Genomic DNA, 19,207 nt, shown 5'->3' with positions numbered 1-19,207 from the left:
AATCAAAAATTGCACTTGAAAAGTATAGTAGTATCATACCAGTCAGCGTAAATCTCGTAATGAAGGAATAATGAATATTTCATGAAGATTTGATGAAGATTTTACCTGCCGAACTGCGCTTCGTGCAGTCGGCTGTAGATGCCGCCGGCAGCGACCAGCTCGCGGTGCGGTCCTTCCTCGGCGACGCCGTCCTCCGTCACCACGACGATGCGGTCTGCGTTCTTGATGGTCGCAAGACGATGCGCAATGACCAGCGTAGTCCGCCCTGCAGACAGCTCGGCCAGCGATTCCTGGATCGCTACCTCCGTAGCCGTGTCCAGCGCCGACGTCGCTTCGTCCAGGATGAGGATCGGCGGATTTTTCAGAAACATTCGGGCTATAGCGAGCCGCTGCTTCTGACCGCCGGACAGCTTGACTCCTCTCTCCCCGATCAGCGTATTCATACCGTCAGGCTGCTTCAAGATAAATTCCTCCAGCTGCGCACGCCGCGCGGCTTCCCATATTTCCTCGTTACTGGCTTCGAGCTTGCCGTACGCGATGTTTTGCCTGATTGTCCCTTCGAACAAATAGACGTCCTGCTGGACAATCCCGATCTGGCTGCGCAGCGACTGCAGCGTCATCCGGCGTATATCCATGCCGTCAATCGTAATGGTGCCCTCGGTGCTGTCATAAAAGCGCGGCAGTAAACTGCAGATCGTCGTCTTCCCGGCTCCGGACGGCCCTACGAAAGCGACCGTTTGCCCCGCCTTGATGGACAGGCTCAGACGGTTCAAAATGTTCTTCTGCTCGTCGTATCCGAACGTAACGGAATGGAACTGGATATCCCCCTTCAGCTTGTCGACCTTCACCGCATCCGGCGCATCGGCAACATCCGGTTCGGTATCCATGATGGAAATGTACCGTTTGAAGCCGGCGATTCCTTTCGGATAGCTCTCGATAACGGCATTGATTTTCTCAATCGGACGGAAGAACACGTTGGATAACAACAGGAAACCGACGAATTCCCCGTAGGTCAGCTCCTGGCGGATGACGAACCACGTCCCGCAAATCATCACGAACAGCGATACCAAGCGCATCATCATATAGGTGATGGACATGCTTTTCGCCATTAATTTGTAAGCAAGCAGCTTGGTAAGGCGGTATTGCTTATTCGTCCCCTTGAACAGTTCCTTTTCGTGTTCCTCGTTGGTAAAAGCTTGAACGACTCGGATGCCGCCGATGTTATTTTCGACGCGCGAATTGAATTCCGCTACGTCGCCGAACAGCCGTTCATAGGTTCGGGTCATTTTTTTGCTGAAAAATATTGCGAACCACGCCATCAGCGGAATGACGATAAACGTTAAGATCGCCAGCTTGACATGGATGGACATCATCAGGATGAACGCGCCGATCAGCGTCATAATGGCAATAAACACATCCTCGGGTCCATGATGCGCGATTTCCCCGATTTCGTTCAGGTCGTTCGTAATCCGGGTCATGAGATGGCCGGTTTTGTTATTGTCAAAAAATCGGAACGACAGCTTCTGGATATGATCGAACAGCTTTTTGCGCATATCCGTCTCGATATTGATGCCAAGCATATGACCCCAGTAAGTAACGATGTACTGCAGCGCCGTATTCAGCACATACACGCCCAGCAATGCTATGCAAGCCCAAGTAATCAGCGACCAGTCTTTGCCTGGCAGCAGTTTATCCACGAACTGGTTCACGGCGAGCGGAAAGCCGAGCTCGAGGATGCCTGCGATAACCGCGCAGCTGAAATCCAGCACAAATAAGCCCTTGTAAGGGCGATAATAGGAAAAAAATCGTTTTAGCATCGAGCACCCTCGTTTCTATACACAGATTTGGTTGCAATCCCTCATGAAGTACGGTCAGCCTGTTCTGTGTACATCTTACTGCTCATCACAATATTTGGCAATCCATTTTGGAGAGTTTACAGGGTGGAGGAGTTTTGAATCATCTGCCGGTAACGCGACGGACTCATTCCCTCCGCCTGATGGAAGGCGCGGCTCAGCTGGCTTTGCTCCCCATAGCCGACCTTCTCGGCGATTTCTTTTATCGTATACACAGAGTCCATTAGCAGTGTTTTGGCCGTCTGGATCTTGACCCCTCTGACATATTCCATGGGCGGCATCCCCATCGTTTGCATAAACAAATAGCTGAGATGGCTTGGACTCAAAAAGACATGCTCCGCCAGCTCCTGCAGGCTTAAAGGACGGCTGATATGATGACGGACATAGTCGCAAACCTTCATGACCCGCTCCTCCAGACGGACCGGCTCCTTGGGAAGCCGATCCTGCATGACGGTCAACAATTGCTGAAGCCATTGGTATAACAGGCCCTGCAGCCCCAAGAATTGTGCTGAAATGCCCGTATTGATGATATAGGTGTGTTGGGGGCCGATGCCGGGCGACGGACCTTCTTCCGTGATGAGCTCGCCCAGCTGATCGAAGGACTCCAGTGCAGCCAGCCATAGCTGGACCAGCTGCTCATAACCTTCTGAGGAAGAAGCTGCGTTCGACACCGTTGGAAGCCCATATACCGTAACCAGATCGGAATTGCCGATCTTGAGATCGGCACACAGCGACAAGTAACGGATCGTCCGCTCCCCTTGGCGCGGCAGCAAGCTGAACGTAGTATTGGGCGGGAGCACGATCAGGCTCCCTGCCGCGATCGACTGCTCTTGACCTTGAATGACCATAGTAATCGGTCCTTCCATCACAAGCCAGAACAACGTATAAGGAAAGCTCATCCGATGCACGGAATAGTCGGCTGTCTTCGGCATGCTGCGAATCCATCGTATTCTGAAGCGCAAATAGTCAATATAAAACGATTCATCCTTCAATGTGAACATGCCGGTCCTCCTTTAAGGTGCTTATGGCAACAGCACTATTATACAGCAATCGCCCTTCTTCGAGTATGCCACAAGACCGGCTCTATTCGGCGGTTGCCAGCTCCTGAATGACTTTATTGCCCTCATCCTCCGCTTCCCGGAGCGCGGTATTGACGTCTTTGGCCCCTTTCATCACCTCACCGAACTTGGCGCTGACGACACTTCGAATCGAAGCATCGTAATAGCTTGGCTTCATCGGTTTGGCAGCTTTGGCTGCAAACATGGCCTTCACATTTTTACCGCTTGTAAAGGAGAGGTCGCTCGCGAACTGGCTGCGGATATCCTGATTTTTCAGCGTCGTCATCTTCCCGAGCTTCGTCTGGACCAGCTGTACTTCATCGGACAGCAGCACCTCGATAACCTGGAACGCCTCAACCTTATGCTTGCTGGTCGGAGAGATCGAATAGAACGGTGCGTTCAGCTGGATCCCGATCCCGGGCGCTTCGCGAAACGAAGGCAGCGTCACCATATCCCATTGAAGCCCGCCCGCCATCGCCTCAGGCAGCACATTCAGCAAATTGGCACCAGCCCACATCGCCGTTGTTTTATCCTTCAAGAACGAGGCATTGCTCAGCTTGGTCGTATCGTCCACCTTATTGTTGTCGATTTCATAAAACCGCTTCATCGTCGTAAACCATTGGAACCAGCCGTCGCCGTTAACCAAAGCTTTTTTGGTCGCCGGATCGGCAAACAGAAGGGACAGCTGGTTGTTTTGGATGAAGAACGACTGATCCATGCCAAACCCGCGGTACTGCGCCCCATTGTCGGTTCTGCTCATCTGGCGAGTGAGATCGAGCACTTCGTCCCATGTCATCCCGTCCTTCGGATACCCGACTCCGAACCGGTCGAACAGGTCCTTATTGTAGTATAACGCCGCACCGTTGATCGCGTGGGGCATGAACGAGATTTGCCCGTCCGGACTGTTCGCTTTGACATTGTCCAGCGCATCGGGATCCAGGCGCCCCAGATCGAATCGGTGACTCTTAATCAGCGGAGCAAGATCGCTTAGCAAATTCATCTTCTTCAGCCCAGTCAAATCGCCGAGCGATCCGTAAATAATGTCCGGCGTCTGCCCTGCCGTGATCAGATCGTTCAGCTGGCTTCCCTGCCCCTTCGGAACATAAGTGATCGTAATATGGGGATATTTCTTGGCAACGGGATCGCCGACAAACGTTTGAAAATCCTTCTCGGTAAAATTGGCAGAGGAAGCCTGGACGAATAGTGTCAGCGTGACCGGTTCCTTGCTTTCCGCCTGCTGCTCCCCCTTCTGCTCTTCAATCACTGCCGCCTCCTTGCCCGAGCTGCAGCCCTGAAGCAGCAGCAGCAATACGGCTGCCGCAGCTGTATAACGAGTTTTGTTAATCACAAGATATCTCCCCTTAGACACGGTTTAAAGTGAAAAAAAAGAGACTAACAACCTTGTAGGTAGAAGTCTCCAGTAGTCTGGTAGCAATCTGCAGCCGGTGCAAATCATTCTATGAAATTGTTTATGCGGTTAACCTATGCAGCCTGTCATTCCGTTTCCAAATACGATAGTTTTACCGCATCCAATCAAGCCCTTGCTCCCACTCCGCTCCGCCGGCGTTCGAACGGACAGCCCCTGGGGTGCTCCGGCCATTCCGGACATATGAGGAAAGCAGTTCAGTCAGCTCTTTGACCACTTCCGGATAGCGCTCGTATACGTTCTCCGTTTCGCCGATGTCCCGGGACAAATCGTACAACTGGATCGGCGGAGACCCTTCCGGCTCCTGCCCCGGTCTCGGGCTGCTCCATCCTCCGGAGCCCGGACACAGCTCAAGCTTCCAGTCCCCTTTGCGGATAGAGAACGATCCGTCAATGGAATGATGCACAATAGCTTCCCTGAGCGGGCCTGTAATTGCTTCGCCCAGCCAAACCGGCGCATTGCTGATGCTGTCTTCGCCCGCATGCTCGGGTAATTCAACCCCCAGTAAATCCCCCATCGTGGCCATAAGGTCGACCAAGCATACCGGCTCGCTTGATACGGAGCCCGCCTTGATGCGATCCGGCCATTTCACCAGCAGCGGAACGCGGTGGCCTCCCTCGTAAATGTCCGCCTTCTGCCCGCGGAACACATAGCTCGGATTATGCCCGAGCTGAGCGAGCTCCGGATAATTCGCCTTCGGAGAGCAGCCGTTGTCGCTCGTGAAGACGACGATCGTATTGTCGGATAGACCGCACTCCTCCAGCTTCCGCACAATTTGTCCGACGACATCGTCGCACATAAGGACGAAATCGCCGTACCGGTTCGTCCCCGATTTGCCCTCGAACTCGGCCGACGGCAAAATCGGCGTATGCGGCGCCGGCAGCGGGAAATAAATGAAGAACGGGGAATCCCCGGCGTTCTCGATCAGCTCAAGCACTTTCTCCGTGCAGCGCGGGAGCACCTCCTCATGCTGAAAGTCCTCCCCTGTCGGTCCTTCCCTCCAAAAAGCCATCTCCTCCTCCCCGCGTGTGATGCGGTTCGGCAAGGACGTTGCACGGTCATTCTCGATGTACACGTACGGCGGCATATCGAGCGATGCGCTGATGCCGTAATAATAATCGAAGCCGTGAGTGACCGGCCCGTTCGTAATAGGCTTGCTGTAATCGACATCTTGCGGCTCTTCGCCGTTTTTCGTCCATTCCAGTCCCAAATGCCATTTGCCGACAATCGATGTATGATAGCCTTCCTGCTTCAGAATCGAGGCCACCGTCATCCGGCCCTCCTCGATGAGCGGGCGGGAGTAACCGTTCGTGACGCCTTTCTTCAAGGCGGAGCGCCAGTTATATCTACCTGTCATAATGCTGTAGCGGGACGGCGTGCAGACTGCGGAGCTCGAGTGGCCGTCGGTGCAAATCATCCCCTCCCGGCCCATTTGATCCAGATGTGGGGTATTGATCTTGGAATTTTCGTTCAAGCAGCTGATATCGCCGTAGCCCATATCGTCGGCCAGAATATAAATAAGATTCGGCTGTTTCTTCTTGTCGGTTACGCTTGTCATGACCATCCTCCTGCGATCCGTTTTTGTTCCATTGTAGAACCAACGCTTCCATATGTAACAAAATCATAGCATGCACACTCCTTGGAGCCCATGACGCCGCCGTTGATTTTTTTGACAAATCTTACGATTTGATAAGGAGAGGCAAAAGCTCGCCTTTTGCATGCAAGTCCCCTCCGCAAGCGCAAAAAAGCCCGGCAAGAGCAGCGCTCCCGCCGGACCTGTTGCATCCGCCGATTATACGATAACGGACAAATCATGCTTTTGAAACACTTCGGCCATGGCTTGCTTCGCTTCCGCATCGTCTTGCCCGTGAATTTCGAGCTCATACTGCTGGTTGCCGAGCAGCGTGATGCTTAGGCCAAGGATACTCTTGACGTCAATGGCCCGCTCCCCGATTTTGATCACAATGCTGGATTGAAACCGGTTGGCCGTCTGGTTAATTTCAACGATAGCCTTGGTCGGCATTCCGCCCATATGCTTCCCTCCTTTGCTTGCCTAGATATCGTTCTTACGCTTACGCTTACGCCACCATATTGGGTTCAGCCAACGATTAGCCTTCTTCATTGACGAGAACATGTTTGCCTCTCATCTTCAGAATGAGCGGAATCGTGACCCATAGCAGCCCGATGATCAGAAACACAAGGGAAACCGGCTTTTGCAGAAAAATCATGAAATCCCCGTTGGAAATCGTGAGCGCGCGTCTCATGTTGTTTTCCATCATCGGTCCCAGGATAAGCCCCAGCACGAGCGGTGCGAGCGGATAATCGTTCTTCGCCAGAAAATAGCCGACAATGCCGCAGCCCATGATCAGAAGCAGGTCAAAGGTCGAATACTGCACGGCATACACGCCGAACACCGAGAACACAATAATGAGCGGAATCAAATATTTGGTCGGCGTTTCGATCACTTTGGCGAACAATTTGACCAGCGGCATGTTCAGAATAAGCAGCATCAGGTTGCCTACAAACATACTTGCAATAACGCCCCATGCGAGCTGCGGATGATCCGTGAACAAGAGCGGACCCGGCTGCACGTTGTACATGATGAACGCACCCATCAAGATCGCCGTCGTCCCCGAGGATGGGATGCCTAGGCTAAGCAGGGGAATCATGGCACCGCCGGATGCGGCATTGTTGGCCGATTCCGGAGACGCGACGCCCTCGATTGCGCCTTTGCCGAACTTCTCGGGATTTTTGCTAATTTTCTTCTCGACAATGTAAGCGAAAAAGGAGGCCAGAATCGCTCCCGCTCCAGGCAGAAGCCCGATGAAGAACCCGAGCACCGAGCCTCTCGCGATAGGCGCCGCGCTGTCCTTCAAGTCCTTCTTCGTCGGCAATATGCGATGGATCTTGGCGATTTCTCCGTCGTTGCTTTCCCGCTCCAGGATCGTCTTGAACACTTCGCCTACAGCAAACATACCGACGGCAATCGTCAGAAACTCCAGCCCCTGATACAGCTCGGGCAAGCCGAATGTAAACCGCTCGACGCCCGATACGCTGTCGATCCCGATCGTCGCGAGCAGCAATCCGAACGCGGTCATCATTAAAGCTTTGACCATCGACTTGCCGGCAAGGCCGCTGATAGCCAGCAGGCCTAGCACCATCAGCGAGAAGTATTCGGCTGGCCCGAATTTGATAGCGACGGCCGACAACGGGCGGGCGAGAAAAATCAACCCCGCAAGCGATACGATCCCCGCCGCGAACGAGCCGATGGCCGAAATCGATAACGCGGCTCCCGCCCTGCCTTGTTTGGCCATCTGGTAACCGTCGAGCGTCGTGACGACGGATGAGGATTCTCCCGGAGTGTTAAGCAAAATCGACGTCGTCGAGCCGCCGTACATCGCGCCGTAATAAACACCGGCCAACAAGATGATGGAGCTGGTTGCCGCTTCCTCGGGACTCAAGCCGCTCGTCATCGTCGCCGTGATCGGTATCAGCAAGGCGACACCGCTCATCGGCCCGATGCCCGGCAGTACCCCGACAACGGTCCCGATCAGCACGCCTACGAACACAAAGATGAGGTTTTGCCATTGCATCGCTGTGCCTAATCCATGAAGTAAATATTCCATCGTGCTCACAATAATAACCTCCTGCAAGCTTTTGCTAAAGCTAAGCCAAAAGCTGTCTTCAATCTACGAAAGGCCCAGCCATTCCGGAAAGCCTGGAAGAGAGCCGTCCAGTACGTGAACGTACAAATAGTAGACCCCCAAGGAAAAAGCAGCGGAAATCACTATGGAGATGATCATTCTTCCTCTCTGCATCGTTTGGAAGCCGACCATCAAGAATAGAAAGGTTGATAGAACGAAGCCGATAGGCTCCAGCAGCAAAGCATATAATACCGCCGCCGTGAAAATAATGCCGAAGCGTTTATAATCCAGCTGCTGCTTTTTCCTGGCTTCTTTCTGCTGATTGCGAAATGTCTCATAAATAAGCCGCAGGCTCAAGAGAGCGAGGAAGGAGCCGAGAATCATCGGAAAGATGTTGGCTCCCACGTTGCTGCCGTAAGCGCTGGTCGAGATGCTCCTGCTCCCGAACACGAACGCTATGCCGATGGCGAAGAATACGATGCCGGAATAACGGTCGAACGTTTTATTCATTCCTTACCATCTCCTTATTTCTGCATGCCCAGTGCCGTCAAGATGTCTTTAACTTGCGTTTCTTGTGCCGCCAGGTACGCTTTGAAATCGTCCGATTTCTTGTAATCGGTCTCCCAGTTGTTCGCCTGCACTTCTTTTTTCCATTGCTCGGAATCGACCATTTTCTTCAGGGCTTCGTCCCAGAACTTTTTGGCGTCAGCACTCATTTCTTTGGGACCGAAAACACCGCGCCAGATCAGAAACTCGGCGTCGACTCCCTGCTCCTTCATCGTAGGAACGTCCTTCATGCTTCCTCCGAGACGCTGGGGAGCGGCCACGGCAAGCACTTTGATCTTGCCTGCCTTCACGTATTGATCGAGCGACGATGCATCGGTTCCGATTACATCGGCATTGCCGCCAAGCAGCGCCGTGATCGCCTCGCCGCCTCCGTCATAAGACAAGTACTTTACTTTTTTCGGATCGATGCCGTATTTGAATGCCGGTAAAATGGATACCAGATGGTCCATGGAGCCCGGCGCGGAGCCTCCTGCTACGGTCAGCTTCGTTGGATCCGCCTTCATATCGTTCAAGAGCGATTTCAGATCGTTATATTTGGAATTGGCCGCTACGGCGATGGCGCCGTAATCTTTGGTCAATTGAGCCAGCGGAGTGGTATCCTTGTAACCGAACGGCGTATTTCCTTCCTTCTTCAGATTGTTAATGAGAATCGGAGGCGAGTTGACGAACAGCTTGTAGTTGTCTTTCGTATCCTTGTTCGCGTATTCGGCCATGAATACGGCGCCGCCGCCGCCCGGTTTGTTCTCTACCGTAATAGGCTTCTCTACGGCTTTCGTCTCGGTCAGCACTTTGGCTACCGTACGGGCTGTCATATCCCAGCCGCCTCCTGCTCCTGAAGGCGCTATAAGGCTGATCGCTCTTTCCGGATATTTGGATTGCGCCGAACCGCCTTTATCGCCTCCGGCCGCCGGTTTGGCGCTGTTGCCGCCGCTGCCGCATGCCGCCAGACTGAGCGCCAGCACGCTGATCGCCGTTACTTTACAGGATGCCTTCCACACATTGTTTATCATGAGAACCCCTCCGTTATAATGGTCATTCCATTCGTTTTTGTATACGCTTTCTTTGAAGCGCTTTCAGAATAACACCGGAATAAGGAATAGGAAAGTTTAACAAAATTAAATGTAATAACGTCTTTACGGGCATTTTGTTCATATTGTTCACGGCACGCTGCGCCGGTCGGAACTCAAAATGACAGCGCTTTATGTTACAATGATGTAACTCATCTTTTGGCAAGGAGGCACCCGTGGATGCGGCTAAAGCTTCGACTGCAAACCAAGCTGATTTTGATCATATGTACGCTTCTTGCCCTTGTCATCGCCAGCATCGGAGGCATCTTCAATTACGTCATGTCGTCCGTCCTTGAAGATCAAATCGGCACAAGAGCACTGAAAGTCGCCGAGACGATAGCCGGCATGCCCGAAATTCGCCAAGCCTTTTATCAGCCGGACCCTTCCGCCATCATTCAACCGATCGCCGAAAGCGTCCGCGAGACAATCGACGCCGAGTTTATCGTCGTCGGCAACCGGGAAGGCATACGGTATGCCCATCCGCTCCCCGATCGCATCGGTAAGGAAATGGTCGGGGGCGATAACGGGCCGGTGCTGGAAGGAAGGTCCATCATCTCCAGGGCGATCGGCTCCATGGGTCCTTCCTTGCGCGGCAAAGCGCCCGTATTCGGAAATCAGGGCGAGGTCGTCGGCATTATTTCCGTCGGCTTTCTTACCGAGGATATCGATTTGATCACCGAACAATATCAATCGCAAATCGAGTGGGTCTCGCTCATGGCCCTTGCCGTCGGCATAGCCGGCGCGACGTTGATTGCGCACAATGTGCGGCGCTCCATCCACGGTCTTGAGCCTGAGGAGATAGGCGCTCTTTATACGGAGAAAAAAGCGATTCTCGAATCGATCCACGAAGGCATTATCGCCGTAGACCGGCAAGGAATGATTACGATGGCCAACCGCTATGCGCTGCAGCTGCTGCAGCTGCCTGAAGACGCTACGATTACCGGGCGGCATATCGAAGAGCTGATCCCCAATACGCGATTGAACGAAGTCGTTCGGACCGGTCAAGCAGAGGTCGACCGCGAAATGCTGCTGGGCGATCATGAAGTAGTGGTCAACCGGGTGCCTGTCGTTGATAGAAACTCCCGCGTTACCGGCGCCGTCTCAAGCTTCCGGAGCAAGTCCGAGCTGTACCGGCTGGCCGAAGAGCTGTCCCAGGTCAAGCGGTTTGCGGAAGCGCTGCGAGCGCAGACGCACGAGTTTTCCAACAAGCTGTATGTGATATCGGGGCTAATCCAGCTTGAATCGTACCAGGAGGCGGTTGAGCTCATATCCCGCGAAGTCGATGTGCATCAAAATTTCGTGCAGTTCATCATGCGCGATATTCCCGATCCGATGATAGGCGGACTGCTGATAGGCAAATATAATCACGCCCAGGAGCTGAAGCTCTCCTTCGAGATCGACCCGCAAAGCTCTTTTCGCGATATTCCGGATACGATTGACCGGAACTTGCTAGTAACGATCATCGGCAATTTGATCGATAATGCGATGGATGCCGTTCTGGCATGCCGCGATAAAGAAGTGAAAAGCGTCGTGCTATTTTTGACCGATCTGGGGGAAGATTTAATCATTGAATGCGAGGATACCGGCGTCGGTATTCCGGAGGAAGCCCGGAACGCCGTATTCGAGAAAGGCTTCTCTACCAAGGAAGGCGAGCATCGCGGCATCGGTCTTGCGCTTGTGCTGCATGCCGTACGCAAATTGAACGGGTACATTACATTTCATAACAGCCCGGTCGGGGGAACGATATTTACCGTTGCGATTCCGAAAAATATGGAAGGGGGCAACCCGGATGGAGGATAACCGCAGGATGCCTGCCGTGGAAGTGCTCATCGTAGAGGATGATAGCCGGATTGCGGAGATTAACCGGCGCTTTATCGAAAAGGTCGAGGGCTTCCAGGTTATCGGCATCGCTACCGACGAAGCGCAGGCCAAAGAACAGCTCGATATTTTCAAGCCGGATCTGGTGCTGCTCGACATTTACTTGCCCAACGCCAACGGCTTGGACATTCTCCGCTTCATCCGCCAGCAATACAAAGAGACCGACGTCATTATGATCACGGCGGCCAAGGAAGCCGACCCCATTCGCGAAGCCGTACGCGGCGGGGCGTTCGACTACATTATGAAGCCGCTCGTATTCGACCGGATGCAGGAGACGCTGCTCCGGTATCTGGAATTTCGTCGCGAGATGACGCGCCTCAATGACAGAGGAAGCTTGAATCAAAGCGACGTAGACCGGCTGCTTTCAGGGACGATGAAGAAGGAATCAGGCCCTGAAGAGCCTTATTTGCCCAAAGGGATCGACAAGCTGACGCTGGTCAAGGTCGTTCAAGCCATCTCCAATGCCGGCGACGGTTTGACAGCCGACCAGATCGCGAAGCTTATCGGCGTAAGCCGGTCAACGGGCCGCCGCTACTTGGAGCATTTGGTCAGCCTCGGCGACGTTTATGCCGATCTGTCCTACGGCGTCGTCGGGAGGCCCGAGCGGGTATACCGGAACAAAAAGCAGACGTGACAAGGAGCCCGGAAGCGGAGCCTATGCCGTCACACAGACAGGAACTTTCGCCTCTCCTTCGCCGAAAGTTCCTGTTTGGCATGTTTACTTTTTGTTCGTTTTCGCCCACTCGTCCAGCTGCTTCTGCTTCTCGGCAATGACTTTATCAATGCCGGCCGCCTTAAGAGCGGCGTTAAATTTGGGCAAATTTTCGTCCGGATCCGACGTCCCGGTTTCCAAGCCCATGGCATACTGCTTGACAACGTTGTTAATGGCTGCGATTTCGGTTTTCACCGGATCGGGATTGTACATGAATCCTAGCGCAGCGGATTTCTTGGAGCCTTTGTTGAACTCGGCCATCTGCGACCAAATTTGCGGATCGTCGGTCGCCCACGGGTAGGACAGCAGCTGATTGCCGAACATCCACCCCTGCCGCAAATTATAGCCGCTTTTGGAAGCGTCGACTCCGGGCGGAAAATCGATCGTCTGGTTCGCATTTTTCACATAATGCTTCCCTTCGATTCCCCAATGGAGCAAATTGACGATGTCTTTATCCGAATACATCAGGTTCAGCATCATCATCGCCCGGTCCTGATCCTTCGTATTGGCGGAGATACCGAACATCGCATTGGTGATGGCTACCGTATCCGTCTTCGGCTGGGAAAACCGCACGTCCGTCAAAGGCACGCCGATCCGCTGCGAGGTTTGGGTATTGATTCCGGGCTTGCCTTTGCTCATTACGGCGAAGCCAACGTTGGCCTGAATATAGTCTCTTCCGGTTTGCGTGCTTGTGGCCGCATCCTTGGCGATATACCCGGCATTAAACCATCGCCGCATCGTTTTGACCAATTTGATATATTCGGGGGTTTCGTACATATTGACCACTTTGAGATTGTCGAGGCTGGACAGTACGCCTATGGAATCGCCGAGGGTATCGACGGTTGTGATGATGGGCGTATAAGCAATGGAGGCTCCGGCACTCGCCTTGCCGAGGACGGTCACGTTCGGTTCATTTTTCTTGATCGTATCGAATATGGGGTCCATATCATCGAGCGTTTTTACCTTGCTGACATCCAGGTTGTACTTGGTTAACAAATCCGTCCGGACAAGCATACCGGAGTAGGATGCAAAATCCCTTATACTCGGTACGGCATAAGTTTTGCCGTTAATCTTCGAGGCTGCCAGCACTTCCGGCTCGAAAGCTTTAATAATATCCTGCCCGTGCTTCTTCAGCAGATCGTCCAAAGGCAGCAGCTGTCTTTGCGTAACCTCCGTCACAAACTCCTTCTCTCCGGTAAAGAGCAGGTCCACCTTCTCGTTGCCGGCGAGCATAAGAATTCTTTGCTGCTCCCAGGCTGCGGGCTCGATCCGGTTCAGCTTCACCGTGGCATTGATCTTCTGCTTCGTAATCTTGCTTATTTCCTCCTCCACCAGCTTCAGATCCTTCTGGTTGCTCCCGTAAAACAAGATGGAAAGCTCATAAGGAGCAAGCGCGCTGCCGCCCGGTTCCGTCGCGGTTTTCCCCGCAGGAGCACCTGAATCGCTGCAGCCTGCAATAAGGATACTAGCTGTCAGCAGGATGGCCAACAAAGGATAACACATTCTTTTGATCATATAACGACCTCCTGATCGGTTTGGTTAAGTTATCAGGCTAGAACTGAATAGAGCTTTATCCTTTGACCGCTTGAGCTGTTATAAGTTCGACGGATACCGGTCATAATAAACGGCCGGTACCCGCGAAATACTGTGGAACGCTTTAGGCCGATTTCGGCTTAGGCTCCGGTTCCAATTCCGATCTCCTCACCCGAAGCCACATGATCAGGAAGCCCAGCACACCGACGATGGAAATGATGGTGCAAATCTCATACAACGTTCTCGGCCCGAGCTGATCGAACATCCACCCGCCGACCAAACCGGCGATAATTCCCGATATACCGCCCCATGTCAAGGCATAGATGGCCTGGCCTGTCGCCCGGTATTCGCCGGGGATCAGATGCGCCGATAAGCTGGTACCCACATAGTAATAGCCGCCGAAGGTTATACAGTGCAAGATTTGAATGAACACGATGTGTACCGGCCCGCCGACTACGGACATCAGCAGCCAGCGGATGACGAATAATACGCTGATGGCCGCCAGACAGCCGAACATGACCCGGGTCGATTTCTTCAAATACTTATCGAACAGCAGGAAGACGGGAATCTCGAAGATGGCGGATAAAAAGACCGACCAGCCGATCAGCTCCTTCGAGCCTCCCAGATTGGCGATATACAGCGAAACGAACGTCTGATTGATCGAATTGGGCACGGATATCAATACGCCTAACACGACGAAGACGAAGAAGATTTTGCTTGAGAACATCACTTTCCAATAGCTTTGCCTCTCCGCTTTCGGTTTCGGAGTCCCTATGTTTCCTCTCGGCAATCCGGCGGTGAACAGAAGCGAGACAAGCATCATCGCACCGTACAATATCCACAAATTCAAGATGCCCATCCGGCTGATGACCGGACCCGCCAGCAAGGCGATAATCGCCCATCCCAGCGATCCCCATAAACGGAACGCACCGAATTTGTATTTCGTTCCTTCAATCGCATTCAGGATCAAGCTGTTGCTCTGCGAAAACGTCGGGCTGTTAAAGAAGAAGAAAACGAGCATCAGCATGAAGATGACGGCATAATCCCTGACCTGAAAGACAATAATGGTAAATAGAAGATTGCCGATTAACAGCATCATCAGTATTTTGCGGACATTTTGCAGCCGGTCGCTCCAATAGCCCCAGAACGGATTCGCGAAAATGGAGATGAACGGACCTCCGGCCATGACCATGCCGATCTCTATTTTGCTAAGTCCGATTTCCTGGAAATAAAGCGGAAAGAACGACGACAAGATAGCAATGGTGCCATACAGAAAAAAGTTAAATCTCTTCAAGGTGGCTAACGATTGAGCATTAGCGCCTGCTGCAGGAGCTGCCATTGGATGCACATCCCTCCTTCGGGATTAAATTACAATGGAATCGCCGTCGAGCGGGAATGCTCCATAATCTCATCGAAGCTGACTTCGCGTCCCAGCCGATCCGATAAATAAATGCCCTCGCTAATCAGCATTGTCTGAAGAGCGATATGAGCGGTTGGAAGCAATTCCACCCGGCCTTGCAATGCAGCAATCCAGTGATGCTGGGAGGAAGCATACGCATCGTAGTTCTCTTTCAGCTGGTTCCATCGGCCGTCCATTTCGTCCAAATTCACCGTGCAATTCAAGTCGATATCGCAAGCTGTCGTATGGTAGCTGAAAGGAGCCAGTACGGCCTGATCCGAGTAGGCGGGCATCCGGATGCCGCCTTTCGTCCCGACGACGCTGCAGCCCTCTATGCTTCCCAAGTGAATGCTCCACGCCTCGCAAATGTCCATCGTTGCCCCTCCGGCAAATTTCACGAAGCCAAGGCCGAGCTCCTCCACATTGAATTCCGCCTGCTGTGCACGCCTAGCATCCACTTCCATTTCACGGTATCCTTTACCCGAGATTCTCTCGACTTTGGGGGTATCGAGCAAATACAGCATCTGCGCAATATGGTAGACGCCCATGTCGATCAGCGCCCCGCCTGCGGCAATCTCTTGGTTCAAGAACGCCGGGGTCCCATAGCCGTCAATGAATGGACGTCCTCTGCGGCGGTGTCCGGTTGCGCGGGCATGGTACAGCTTCCCCAGCATGCCGCCGTCGATCAGCGCTTTGGCCGCCTTGGTCTCTTTCCGGTACAGCGTCCCGAGCTGAATATGTAGGTTCTTCCCGCATTGTGCGGCCATGTCGAGCATTACGGTTCCATCGTAATAGGTGCCGGCTATCGGCTTCTCGCAATAGACGTCCTTCCCTGCCTGCAAGGCCGCCACGGTTACCGGAGCATGCAAATTGTTGTGCAGGCAAACGTCGATCGCTTCGATATCGTCACGCTTCAGCAATTCCTTAAAGTCGGAATACACATGCGGGACTTGAAATTGCTCCGCTACGTTTTGAGCTTCCCGCTCATTCACGTCACACACGGCTACAACCTCGGCATCCGCAATTTTAGCGTAATTTCTTAAGTGCGCCTTGCCGATCAATCCTGCGCCGACGATTCCAATCCTTACTTTTCTCCCCATGTGAACATCTCTCCCTTATTAAGAGTTACTTATTCACTTTCTGCAAAACCCTTTTGACCGAAGCAATAGCCCATTCCATCTCGGTATATTGATTATCGGGCGCATTGTATTCAATCCCCCAATAGCCGTCATATCCGGCGTCGAGCAGCGTTCTCACCCTTTGCTCCGCTTGCTCCGATCCTACCGTTTTCCCGTCAAAGTGAGTGTGGTACACCCAAGGAGCAACCAGACCGTCGCCCATCTCCGCATCCTCCGACCAGCGGCCCATATGCAGCAGGATGCCGAAGTTCGGCTGATCGACCGCTTCCGCAACCCGCTTCAAGTAATGCGGGCTTTGCGAGGAGCCCATATGGTTCTCCGGTCCGACCACCAGCCCGAGCTCTGCCGCACGCCGGCAATAATCCTGGTATTTCGTCACGGTATATTCGAACTGCTCCTCGGTTAACGGAACGGATTGCTTGTCGCCTGCATCGACCCGCACCGATTTGGCCCCAAGCTTGGAGGCGATGCCGAGATAAGCGACGGCATTCCCGTACAGCATGCTCCGCTTTTCCGGGTCAGCGTCCCACAGGTGGGCTCCGTCAACGGCCAGGTTGATGACCGTCATCTCTTTTTCATCCAGCGCTTCGCGGACCTTTTGAATGTAGGATTCGTCGGGCAGTTTAAATATGTCTTGGCTCGTTTCCGCAAAGGTCCCGTTCCATAAATCAACCGTATCCAGATGATACCTGTACTTGGACGATTCCAAATAGCCGAACGTATCCATTTTGCCCGCTCTCATCATGTTGAAGAATGAAAAGCCGCCAATACTTATTTTCATTGTCGCTATCCCTCCGTAAAGTAATTAGAATAGTTCACAGCCTTCAAGCCAGCCAGCACACAGCATGATTCGCATGTTCCGTGTTCTTGCATCACCCCCTTTCAAGGGAAGATCCATTACGTTGGCCATTACCCTTTTACAGCTCCAACCGTCAAGCCTTTGATGAAAAATCGTTGAAAGAACGGGTAAGCAATCAGGATCGGGATTACGCCGACTACCGCTATAGCGAGCCGCACGCCTTGTGTCGGGATGACTCCCGCCTCCTCCATTTGACTGGAATATTGGGCATTGTCGATTAAATATTGGACGTTCAAAAGAATCGTGTTCAGCAGCACTTGAATGCTGTAATACCGGTTATCCGTCGTATAAATCAAACCGTTAAACCAGTCGTTCCAATAATTGATGATTTGAAACAGCCCTACGGTTGCAAGAACGGGAAGCGATAACGGCAGCACGATCTTATAAAAAATTTTGAACTCCCCCGCTCCGTCTATATAAGCCGACTCCACTACCTGTGCGGGTATCGATACGGTAAAAAAGGTTCTCATCAGAATGACATAGAAAGCGTTTACCAATAATCCCGGAACGATTAATGCAAACAGCGTGTTTTTGATCGCGAACAGATTGGTATACATCAAATAGGTGGGGACCAGTCCTCCGTTGAACAGCATCGTAAAGAATACGAAAAAGGTGATCGCACGGCGCATCGGCATTTCCCTTCTTGAGATGGGATAAGCCAGCATAGCCATGATGGTGAGGCTCGCGATCGTACCGATCACGGTAACCAGGATGGAAATGCCGTATGCATGGAATATCATTCGCGCGTCATGAAACAGCATTTCGTAGCTTGCCGTGCTGAAGGCTTGGGGAATAAACGAATATCCGTTCTGAATGATGGCATTCTCATCGGTAATGGAAGCCGAGACGAGCAGCAAGAAAGGAATGAGGCATAGACAGGAAATGAAACCAAAAGACAAATGCAAGATCCACTGCTCCAGCCTGCTTGTGTTCATGGATTCCCCTCCACTCAAAACAACGCGTTGTCCGCATTGATTTTCTTCACAACATAATTGGAAATCAGGATGAGAATGAAGCCGACGATGGATTGATACAGACCTGCGGCTGAGGACATGCCGATATCTCCGTTTTTCAGCAGAGCCCGGTAAACATAGGTGTCGAGCACATTGGTCGTGGGCAGCAGCGCCCCGGAATCCAACGGTACTTGATAAAACAGGCCGAAATCGGCATAAAAGATCCGCCCTATCTGTAGGAGCGTCATGATGGTAATAACAGGGATAATCATGGGAATCGTAATGCTCAGGATACGCTGCAGCTTGCTCGCTCCGTCTATGGTTGCCGCTTCATAATATTCCTGATCGATTCCGACCACGGCGGCAAGATAGATGATGCATAGATAGCCGACGCTGTGCCAAATTTTTACGAGGGTGAGGATGTAGGGCCAATATTGGGGCTCGTTGTACCACATGATTTCTCGTAATCCGAGCCAAGGCAGGACCGTTTTGTTAACAAATCCGGTTTCCATACTGAGGAGTGAAAAGACAAGATAGCCTATGATAACCGAGGAGATGAGGTAAGGGAGCAGTATGATGCTTTGATACATCCGGGAGAAGAGCCTGTTCTTCAGCTCGTTGAGCAAAATGGCGAGCGTAACCGAAATGACCAGGTTCAAAACGATAAACAAGGCATTGTACAGGATCGTATTTCGGGTGATGATGAAGGCGTCATCCGTCTTGAACAAATACTCGAAATTTTTGAACCCGACCCAATCGCTGCCCATAATCCCTTTGGAGAAATTAATATCTTTGAACGCAATAACGATGCCGAACATGGGAAGGTAATTGTTAATAAGCAAATAGACGATCCCAGGCAGTATCATGATGTACAGCATTTTATATTTCCTGATCTTATGTAAGCTCGTTAAATGTAACCAAGAGGACATAGTGCTGCTCCTTCCTAATGATTAGTTACCTGGCTTCAAGAATAAGACTGCCTGATTGCGATAGCGATATGTACCGTAAACTGCCGGCCGAACCGCGCTCACCTCCCTCGAATGTAGTACAGCGTTTCCAATGATGATGCTGCAAGCTGGAGAAGGACAACTAATTATTCCATGAGTAAAAATAATTAAT

16 protein-coding genes are annotated in these 19,207 nt (G+C 52.3%); 2 read left to right on the top strand and 14 right to left on the bottom strand.

Features of this window, described 5'->3' with window-relative positions:
* Window positions 1-101: 101 nt before the first annotated feature.
* From DVH26_RS13235 to DVH26_RS13200, 8 genes are all read right to left on the bottom strand, one after another.
* Entirely contained in the window at window positions 102-1,817 is a 1,716-nt protein-coding gene (locus tag DVH26_RS13235; protein ID WP_239634150.1) for an ABC transporter ATP-binding protein, read from the bottom strand.
* 116 nt (window positions 1,818-1,933) lie between these two features.
* A complete protein-coding gene (locus DVH26_RS13230; protein ID WP_239634149.1) occupies window positions 1,934-2,854 on the bottom strand; it encodes a helix-turn-helix domain-containing protein in 921 nt (306 codons plus the stop codon).
* An 82-nt stretch (window positions 2,855-2,936) separates the two neighbouring features.
* Window positions 2,937-4,259 carry an ABC transporter substrate-binding protein gene (locus DVH26_RS13225; RefSeq protein ID WP_239634148.1) on the bottom strand — a complete coding sequence of 441 codons (1,323 nt, stop codon included), beginning with the start codon at window positions 4,257-4,259 and terminating at the stop codon, window positions 2,937-2,939.
* 172 nt (window positions 4,260-4,431) lie between these two features.
* Window positions 4,432-5,895 carry a sulfatase family protein gene (locus tag DVH26_RS13220; RefSeq protein ID WP_239634147.1) on the bottom strand — a complete coding sequence of 488 codons (1,464 nt, stop codon included), beginning with the start codon at window positions 5,893-5,895 and terminating at the stop codon, window positions 4,432-4,434.
* A 234-nt stretch (window positions 5,896-6,129) separates the two neighbouring features.
* Window positions 6,130-6,369, bottom strand: coding sequence for an HPr family phosphocarrier protein (locus tag DVH26_RS13215; protein ID WP_239634146.1), 240 nt, complete (start codon window positions 6,367-6,369; stop codon window positions 6,130-6,132).
* 76 nt (window positions 6,370-6,445) lie between these two features.
* Window positions 6,446-7,972, bottom strand: a complete 1,527-nt coding sequence (locus tag DVH26_RS13210; protein ID WP_239634145.1) for a tripartite tricarboxylate transporter permease — start codon at window positions 7,970-7,972, stop codon at window positions 6,446-6,448.
* Between the two features lie 54 nt (window positions 7,973-8,026).
* Entirely contained in the window at window positions 8,027-8,491 is a 465-nt protein-coding gene (locus DVH26_RS13205; protein ID WP_239634144.1) for a tripartite tricarboxylate transporter TctB family protein, read from the bottom strand.
* Window positions 8,492-8,505: 14 nt separating this feature from the next.
* Window positions 8,506-9,558: a tripartite tricarboxylate transporter substrate binding protein gene (locus DVH26_RS13200; RefSeq protein ID WP_239634143.1), complete on the bottom strand. Its 1,053-nt coding sequence runs from the start codon at window positions 9,556-9,558 to the stop codon at window positions 8,506-8,508.
* A gap of 237 nt (window positions 9,559-9,795) precedes the next feature.
* Between DVH26_RS13200 and DVH26_RS13195 the strand changes: the two genes are divergently transcribed.
* Together DVH26_RS13195 and DVH26_RS13190 are read left to right on the top strand one after the other, a co-directional pair.
* Window positions 9,796-11,415, top strand: coding sequence for an ATP-binding protein (locus tag DVH26_RS13195; RefSeq protein WP_239634142.1), 1,620 nt, complete (start codon window positions 9,796-9,798; stop codon window positions 11,413-11,415).
* Entirely contained in the window at window positions 11,405-12,127 is a 723-nt protein-coding gene (locus tag DVH26_RS13190; protein ID WP_239634141.1) for a response regulator, read from the top strand. The genes DVH26_RS13195 and DVH26_RS13190 overlap by 11 nt, the downstream gene beginning before the upstream one ends.
* Before the next feature lie 84 nt (window positions 12,128-12,211).
* On the opposite strand, the gene DVH26_RS13185 is transcribed toward DVH26_RS13190, so the two are convergent.
* The 6 genes from DVH26_RS13185 to DVH26_RS13160 form a co-directional block, all read right to left on the bottom strand.
* Window positions 12,212-13,720 (bottom strand): ABC transporter substrate-binding protein, encoded by a 1,509-nt coding sequence (locus tag DVH26_RS13185; RefSeq protein ID WP_239634140.1) that lies wholly within the window; start codon window positions 13,718-13,720, stop codon window positions 12,212-12,214.
* 142 nt (window positions 13,721-13,862) lie between these two features.
* Complete coding sequence (locus DVH26_RS13180) at window positions 13,863-15,077, bottom strand: MFS transporter (protein ID WP_239634139.1); 1,215 nt, start codon at window positions 15,075-15,077, stop codon at window positions 13,863-13,865.
* 29 nt (window positions 15,078-15,106) lie between these two features.
* Window positions 15,107-16,237 carry a Gfo/Idh/MocA family protein gene (locus DVH26_RS13175; RefSeq protein ID WP_239634138.1) on the bottom strand — a complete coding sequence of 377 codons (1,131 nt, stop codon included), beginning with the start codon at window positions 16,235-16,237 and terminating at the stop codon, window positions 15,107-15,109.
* A 25-nt stretch (window positions 16,238-16,262) separates the two neighbouring features.
* Window positions 16,263-17,057, bottom strand: coding sequence for a sugar phosphate isomerase/epimerase family protein (locus DVH26_RS13170; protein ID WP_239634137.1), 795 nt, complete (start codon window positions 17,055-17,057; stop codon window positions 16,263-16,265).
* Window positions 17,058-17,185: 128 nt separating this feature from the next.
* Entirely contained in the window at window positions 17,186-18,070 is an 885-nt protein-coding gene (locus tag DVH26_RS13165) for a carbohydrate ABC transporter permease (protein ID WP_239634136.1), read from the bottom strand.
* Between the two features lie 14 nt (window positions 18,071-18,084).
* Window positions 18,085-19,017 carry an ABC transporter permease gene (locus DVH26_RS13160; RefSeq protein ID WP_239634135.1) on the bottom strand — a complete coding sequence of 311 codons (933 nt, stop codon included), beginning with the start codon at window positions 19,015-19,017 and terminating at the stop codon, window positions 18,085-18,087.
* Window positions 19,018-19,207 lie beyond the last annotated feature (190 nt).

This window comes from Paenibacillus sp. H1-7, assembly GCF_022354825.1.
Taxonomy (GTDB): domain Bacteria; phylum Bacillota; class Bacilli; order Paenibacillales; family NBRC-103111; genus Paenibacillus_S.
This window is presented reverse-complemented; position numbering and strand designations above follow the sequence as displayed.